At 42.0% G+C, this 7,002-nt stretch carries 8 protein-coding genes; 5 read left to right on the plus strand and 3 right to left on the minus strand.

The annotated features are described in order from the left end of the window. Nucleotides 1-68: 68 nt before the first annotated feature. Both ADI58_RS11300 and ADI58_RS09100 read right to left on the minus strand, forming a co-directional pair. Nucleotides 69-236 (minus strand): hypothetical protein, encoded by a 168-nt coding sequence (locus ADI58_RS11300; RefSeq protein ID WP_161800938.1) that lies wholly within the window; start codon nucleotides 234-236, stop codon nucleotides 69-71. Between the two features lie 10 nt (nucleotides 237-246). Continuing rightward, complete coding sequence (locus ADI58_RS09100; protein ID WP_049522346.1) at nucleotides 247-1,791, minus strand: peptide chain release factor 3; 1,545 nt, start codon at nucleotides 1,789-1,791, stop codon at nucleotides 247-249. A gap of 234 nt (nucleotides 1,792-2,025) precedes the next feature. Here ADI58_RS09100 and ADI58_RS09105 point away from each other — a divergent pair, with 234 nt between their 5' ends. The 5 genes from ADI58_RS09105 (at nucleotide 2,026) to gatB (ending at nucleotide 6,218) form a co-directional block, all read left to right on the plus strand. Next, on the plus strand, nucleotides 2,026-2,277 hold the full coding sequence (locus ADI58_RS09105; RefSeq protein ID WP_049522349.1) for a hypothetical protein: 252 nt from the start codon (nucleotides 2,026-2,028) through the stop codon (nucleotides 2,275-2,277). Between the two features lie 129 nt (nucleotides 2,278-2,406). Next, on the plus strand, nucleotides 2,407-2,622 hold the full coding sequence (locus tag ADI58_RS09110; RefSeq protein ID WP_049522350.1) for a DUF4160 domain-containing protein: 216 nt from the start codon (nucleotides 2,407-2,409) through the stop codon (nucleotides 2,620-2,622). Between the two features lie 385 nt (nucleotides 2,623-3,007). Continuing rightward, the gene (gatC, locus tag ADI58_RS09115) at nucleotides 3,008-3,310 is read left to right on the plus strand and encodes an Asp-tRNA(Asn)/Glu-tRNA(Gln) amidotransferase subunit GatC (RefSeq protein WP_000705419.1); all 303 of its coding nucleotides are present in this window, start codon (nucleotides 3,008-3,010) and stop codon (nucleotides 3,308-3,310) included. After that, the gene (gene gatA, locus ADI58_RS09120) at nucleotides 3,310-4,776 is read left to right on the plus strand and encodes an Asp-tRNA(Asn)/Glu-tRNA(Gln) amidotransferase subunit GatA (protein WP_049522351.1); all 1,467 of its coding nucleotides are present in this window, start codon (nucleotides 3,310-3,312) and stop codon (nucleotides 4,774-4,776) included. The genes gatC and gatA overlap by 1 nt, the downstream gene beginning before the upstream one ends. Beyond that, a complete protein-coding gene (gene gatB / locus ADI58_RS09125; protein ID WP_049522353.1) occupies nucleotides 4,776-6,218 on the plus strand; it encodes an Asp-tRNA(Asn)/Glu-tRNA(Gln) amidotransferase subunit GatB in 1,443 nt (480 codons plus the stop codon). The genes gatA and gatB overlap by 1 nt, the downstream gene beginning before the upstream one ends. Nucleotides 6,219-6,417: 199 nt before the next feature. Here the strand turns inward: gatB and ADI58_RS09130 are convergent. Then, the coding region (locus ADI58_RS09130; protein WP_049522355.1) for an LPXTG cell wall anchor domain-containing protein at nucleotides 6,418-7,002 on the minus strand (585 nt) is incomplete at its 5' end.

Consider the following 7,002-nt stretch of genomic DNA (forward strand, 5'->3'; position numbering starts at 1 on the left):
GTCTCAACTTTATTCATATAAGCATTATCTGCACCTAAGACAATCGCTTTTTTCGCTTTTTCCATTCTTTATCTCATTTCTTTTTTGTTCTCATCATATGTTTGGATAGCTTCCTTCCCATTACGACGGAAAAGTCCACGAATCGATACCATTCGTGGATTTTTCCTAGTGAAGCGTTTAGGTAAGCCGCCATAGCGGTTACCGTCAAATGACAGCAACTTTATGTTGCTAGTCATTTGTAACGATTTACATCTTCTCCTCCAACTCTACATCTGGATACTTGTCCGCAAACCAACGGAGGGCAAAGTCGTTTTCAAAGAGGAAGACTGGTTGGTCGAAACGGTCTTTGGCCAAGATATTGCGACTTGATGACATGCGTTCATCCAAGTCCTCAGGCTTAATCCAACGAACGGTCTTTTTACCCATTGGGCTCATGACCACTTCCGCATTATACTCACCTTCCATACGGTGCTTAAAGACTTCAAACTGAAGTTGACCTACAGCGCCTAGCATGTACTCACCTGTTTGGTAATTTTTATAAAGCTGAATGGCTCCTTCTTGCACCAATTGTTCAATCCCCTTGTGGAAGGATTTTTGCTTCATGACATTCTTAGCAGAAACTTTCATGAAAATTTCAGGAGTAAAGGTTGGCAATGGTTCAAATTCAAATTTGTTTTTGCCAACTGTCAAAGTATCCCCAACTTGATAAGTACCGGTATCGTAAACACCGATGATATCACCTGCTACAGCGTTGGTTACATTCTCACGACTTTCTGCCATAAACTGAGTAACATTTGAAAGTTTAGCCCCCTTACCAGTACGAGGCAAGTTGACACTCATGCCACGCTCAAATTCCCCTGATACGATACGGACAAAGGCGATACGGTCACGGTGACGAGGGTCCATGTTGGCTTGGATTTTAAAGACAAATCCTGAGAAATCCTTGTCATAAGGATCGACAATTTCACCGTCTGTTTTCTTGTGTCCATGTGGTTCTGGAGCAAATTTAAGGAAAGTCTCAAGGAAGGTCTGCACACCAAAGTTAGTAAGGGCTGAACCGAAGAAGACAGGTGTCAATTCTCCAGCAAGGATTGCTGCCTCTGAAAATTCATTTCCAGCTTCATTTAAAAGTTCAATATCATCCTTAACTTGCTCGTAGAAAGGATTGTTGCCAAAAAGCTTGTCCCCATCTTCTAGACTGGCAAAACGCTCATCCCCTTTGTAGAGCTCCAGGCGTTGGTTATAGAGGTCATACAATCCTTCGAAGGCTTTCCCCATCCCGATCGGCCAGTTCATCGGGTAACTCGCAATACCCAAGACTTCTTCCAATTCTTGCAAGAGGTCCAGTGGCTCTCGACCGTCACGGTCTAGCTTGTTCATAAAGGTAAAGACGGGAATGCCACGGTGTTTAACAACTTCAAACAATTTCTTTGTTTGCGCCTCGATACCCTTGGCAGAGTCCACCACCATGACCGCAGAATCCACCGCCATCAAGGTACGATAGGTATCTTCTGAAAAGTCCTCATGCCCTGGTGTGTCGAGGATATTCACACGCTTGCCATCGTAGTCAAATTGCATAACAGATGAGGTCACCGAAATCCCGCGTTGCTTCTCGATATCCATCCAGTCAGACTTGGCAAAAGTCCCTGTTTTCTTTCCTTTTACGGTACCAGCCTCACGGATCTCGCCCCCAAAGTAGAGCAACTGCTCAGTAATGGTCGTTTTCCCCGCGTCAGGGTGGGAGATGATGGCAAAGGTACGGCGTTTCTTAATTTCTTCTTGAATATTCATAAGTTCTCTTTCTTTGATTCTCTATTTTTCTTGTTTCAATAGCTAAGAATGATTTCTACATTGGATTTTACCATTCCTTTCAACACTCCATTATATCGGATTTTGCAGTTTTTTTCAATTTCTATTTTATGTCAGACTATACTTGAACAAAAGCTATTCCTTGTAGTCAAATAGATAGAAAACCGTGACAATTCTAGCAAAAATGATATAATAAAAGAAAAAGGAGAAGCAATCATGTTCAAGGAATTTGGTGTAACTAATTTAGAAGTGACAAAAGATGATATTTACAAGAATCCAAGCAACCCTATTTTACGCATGTATGATGACGATGAATTAATTGGAACCTTTAGTATTCTAACTGGAGAAGTATTGGAAAATTTGGACTTGGCAGACTATGACATTCGTTTTGCTCAAAAGCAAATTGAGTTAAATCGCGATAACTACCTTGAAACATGGAAGGACTACGCGGGACTACTACATGCCTAAATATTCTTTCCTAATACTCTTCAAAAATCAAATTCAAACCACGTCAGCGTCGGCTTGTCGTACTCAAGTACTGCCTGTGCCTAGCTTTCTAGTTTGCTCTTTGATTTTTATTGAGTATAAAAGTATGGTATTGAAATTCGTCCTAACGAACATAACCATAAAGGTCAAAAAGCACATATTCACATTTATATCCACGGAGAAGAGGTCGGCTCAATGTTTCTGAACGGTGAACTGAGAGATGGTAAATTAAAGGCAAAAGACCTAAAAATAATCAGACAATATGTTTTAGAAAATGCAGATGAACTTCAGGCTTTATGGAATGAATACCTAAAGAGTGCATATTAAAACCAAAAAATCTTAGTTTGCTAATGCACAATAGACAAAACTGGCAAGCAATTTTAATGCCTGCTACTCAGTTTCTACCCAACTTATCCAAATACTAGGGAGCCTAATTCCCTTTGCGATTTTTCAAATAAATGTTACAATAAATATAGAAAAAGGTGTTGCGACAACAACACCCCACAGAGCCGTTTAAGACGATGGCTGTAATTACATAACTAAAAAATAGCTCGTTAACTCGCCAAAGTTAGGACGGCTATTTTTTTATCTATTTTAAAAAACTCTTTCTCGACTTGCCAGATGTCTTTTTTCATCTTTCCCTCCCTTATTTATAGGAAAATATGGTAAAATAGAACAGACTAAAAATCATCATTTCACGAAAGGATGCAAGATGAAAATTACGCAAGAAGAGGTAACTCACGTTGCCAATCTTTCAAAATTAAGATTCTCTGAAGAAGAAACTGCCGCCTTTGCGACTACCTTGTCTAAGATTGTTGACATGGTTGAGTTGCTGGGCGAAGTTGACACAACCGGTGTCGCACCTACTACAACTATGGCTGACCGCAAGACTGTACTCCGCCCTGATGTAGCCGAAGAAGGAACAGACCGTGATCGCTTGTTTAAAAACGTACCTGAAAAAGACAACTACTATATCAAGGTACCAGCTATCCTAGACGATGGAGGAGATGCCTAATGACTTTCAACAATAAAACCATTGAAGACTTGCACAATCTCCTTGTTTCTAAGGAAATTTCTGCAACTGAATTGACCCAAGCAACGCTTGAAGATATCAAGTCTCGAGAGACAGCTATCAACGCTTTTGTTACCATCGCTGAGGAGCAAGCCCTTGCTCAAGCTAAAGCTATTGATGAAGCTGGAATTGACGCTGACAATGTCCTTTCAGGAATTCCACTTGCAGTTAAGGATAACATCTCTACAGACGGTATTCTCACAACTGCTGCCTCAAAAATGCTCTACAACTATGAGCCTATCTTTGATGCGACAGCCGTTGCCAATGCAAAATCTAAGGGTATGATTGTTGTTGGGAAGACCAACATGGACGAATTTGCCATGGGTGGTTCAGGTGAGACTTCTCACTACGGTGCCACTAAAAATGCTTGGGACCACAGCAAAGTTCCTGGTGGTTCATCAAGTGGTTCTGCCGCAGCCGTAGCCTCAGGACAAGTCCGCTTGTCTCTTGGATCTGATACAGGTGGTTCTATCCGCCAACCTGCTGCCTTCAACGGGATTGTTGGTCTCAAACCAACTTACGGAACAGTTTCACGTTTCGGTCTCATTGCCTTTGGTAGCTCATTAGACCAGATTGGACCTTTCGCTCCTACTGTTAAGGAAAATGCTCTCTTGCTCAACGCTATTGCCAGCGAAGATGCCAAAGACTCTACTTCTGCTCCTGTCCGCATTGCCGACTTTACTTCAAAAATCGGTCAAGACATCAAGGGAATGAAAATCGCTTTGCCTAAGGAATATCTTGGCGAAGGGATTGACCCAGAGGTTAAGGAAACTATCCTGAATGCCGCTAAACACTTTGAAAAACTTGGTGCTATCGTTGAAGAAGTCAGCCTTCCTCACTCTAAATACGGTGTGGCAGTCTACTACATCATCGCTTCATCAGAAGCTTCATCAAACTTGCAACGTTTTGACGGTATCCGTTACGGCTACCGCGCAGAAGATGCAACCAACCTTGATGAAATCTATGTAAACAGCCGTAGCCAAGGTTTCGGTGAAGAGGTGAAACGCCGTATCATGCTTGGTACATTCAGTCTTTCATCAGGTTACTACGATGCCTACTACAAGAAAGCTGGTCAAGTCCGTACCCTCATCATTCAAGATTTCGAAAAAGTTTTTGCAGACTATGATTTGATCTTAGGACCAACTGCTCCAAGTGTTGCTTATGACTTGGACTCACTCAACCACGACCCAGTTGCTATGTACTTAGCTGACCTCTTGACCATCCCAGTCAACTTAGCTGGTCTACCAGGAATTTCGATTCCTGCTGGTTTCTCTCAAGGTCTGCCTGTTGGTCTACAATTGATTGGTCCTAAGTACTCAGAAGAAACCATTTACCAAGCTGCTGCTGCTTTTGAAGCAACAACAGACTACCACAAACAACAACCCGTGATTTTTGGAGGTGACAACTAATGAACTTTGAAACAGTCATTGGACTTGAAGTCCACGTAGAGCTCAACACCAATTCAAAAATCTTCTCACCTACTTCTGCCCACTTTGGGAATGACCAAAATGCCAACACTAACGTGATTGACTGGTCTTTCCCAGGTGTTCTGCCAGTTCTAAATAAAGGTGTTGTCGATGCCGGTATCAAGGCTGCTCTTGCCCTCAATATGGACATCCACAAAAAGATGCACTTCGACCGCAAGAACTACTTCTACCCTGATAATCCAAAAGCCTACCAAATTTCTCAGTTTGATGAACCAATTGGTTACAATGGCTGGATTGAAGTCGAACTAGAAGACGGTACGACTAAGAAAATCGGTATCGAACGTGCTCACCTAGAGGAAGACGCTGGTAAAAACACCCACGGTACAGATGGCTACTCTTATGTTGACCTCAACCGTCAAGGGGTTCCATTGATTGAGATTGTATCTGAAGCTGACATGCGTTCGCCAGAAGAAGCCTACGCTTACCTAACTGCCCTCAAGGAAGTTATCCAGTACGCTGGCATTTCTGACGTCAAGATGGAAGAAGGTTCTATGCGTGTGGATGCCAATATTTCTCTTCGTCCTTATGGTCAAGAAAAATTCGGTACCAAGACTGAGTTGAAAAACCTCAACTCCTTCTCAAACGTTCGTAAGGGTCTTGAATACGAAGTTCAACGCCAGGCTGAAATTCTTCGCTCAGGTGGTCAAATCCGCCAAGAAACACGCCGTTACGATGAAGCTAACAAAGCAACCATCCTCATGCGTGTCAAGGAAGGGGCTGCAGACTACCGCTACTTCCCAGAACCAGACCTACCTCTCTTTGAAATTTCAGACGAGTGGATCGAAGAAATGCGGACTGAGTTGCCAGAGTTTCCAAAAGAACGCCGTGCTCGCTACGTCTCTGACCTCGGCTTGTCAGACTACGATGCTAGCCAGTTGACTGCAAACAAAGTCACTTCTGACTTCTTTGAGAAAGCTGTTGCCCTCGGTGGCGATGCCAAACAAGTCTCTAACTGGCTCCAAGGCGAAGTCGCTCAGTTCTTGAACGCTGAAGGTAAGACACTGGAACAAATCGAATTAACACCAGAAAACTTGGTTGAAATGATTGCCATCATCGAAGACGGCACTATCTCTTCTAAGATTGCTAAGAAAGTCTTTGTCCACCTAGCTAAAAATGGTGGTGGTGCGCGTGAATACGTGGAGAAAGCAGGTATGGTTCAAATCTCAGATCCAGCTGTCTTGATTCCAATTATCCACCAAGTCTTTGCGGATAACGAAGCTGCCGTTGCCGACTTCAAGTCAGGCAAACGTAACGCAGATAAAGCCTTTACAGGCTTCCTTATGAAAGCAACCAAAGGCCAAGCCAACCCACAAGTCGCCCTTAAACTCCTTGCACAAGAATTGGCGAAGTTGAAAGAAGATTAAAAAAATAATCTCCAGATTAGGAACTATCAGTGAGTTCTCTAGTCTGGAGATTTTTCAATATACCTCGTTATTGGGGTTTACCTTACTTACATATCCTACTTCAAAAAGCCCTTCCCCTAAGAATAGAGGAAAGGCTTTTCTTGATTATCATAAACTTCAGAATGATAGATAAGCGACTTATTACGCTTTATACCATTTCTTACTCCTTATCATCTTTACGACGTCTTGAAACTAAACCTAAGCCAGTTATTGCTGCTAGAGCTCCAAGAAGGAGAGATGAAGTTGATGATTGAGTACCTGTATTCGGAAGTTCCCGTTTACCATCTACAAATGTTGATTCATTTGAATTCACTATTTGAGTTGATTTATCTGATGTTGCTGTTACATCTGAATGATTTGGCTTATCTGATTGTCCAGGAACATCTGAATGATTTGGCTTATCTGATTGTCCAGGCACTTCTGAATGAGAAGGAGTTCCATCATGACTTGGAGTAATCACTTTCTTAAAGATATGGGTTGTTACATTTCCAACTAAAATAGTCTTGACATATTCATAGCCAGTAAATGTTCCCTTATCTTTTGTACCATCTTCTTGAGGTTTTAGAACATTACCTTCAGTATCTTTCCAAACTGTTGATTTACTTTCTTCATTACTTGGAGTTGAAGGTGTTGGTGAATATGGTGTTGAAGAAGATTTCTTAGTATATACATGGATTGTATTTCCATCTTTATCTTTCTTAGTTTCTTTGAAGATGTACTCTGGAATGTCTTTCTTATCCTTCGT

Origin of the sequence: Streptococcus mitis (assembly GCF_001074635.1) — a bacterium.
GTDB classification, from domain to species: Bacteria; Bacillota; Bacilli; order Lactobacillales; family Streptococcaceae; genus Streptococcus; species Streptococcus mitis_E.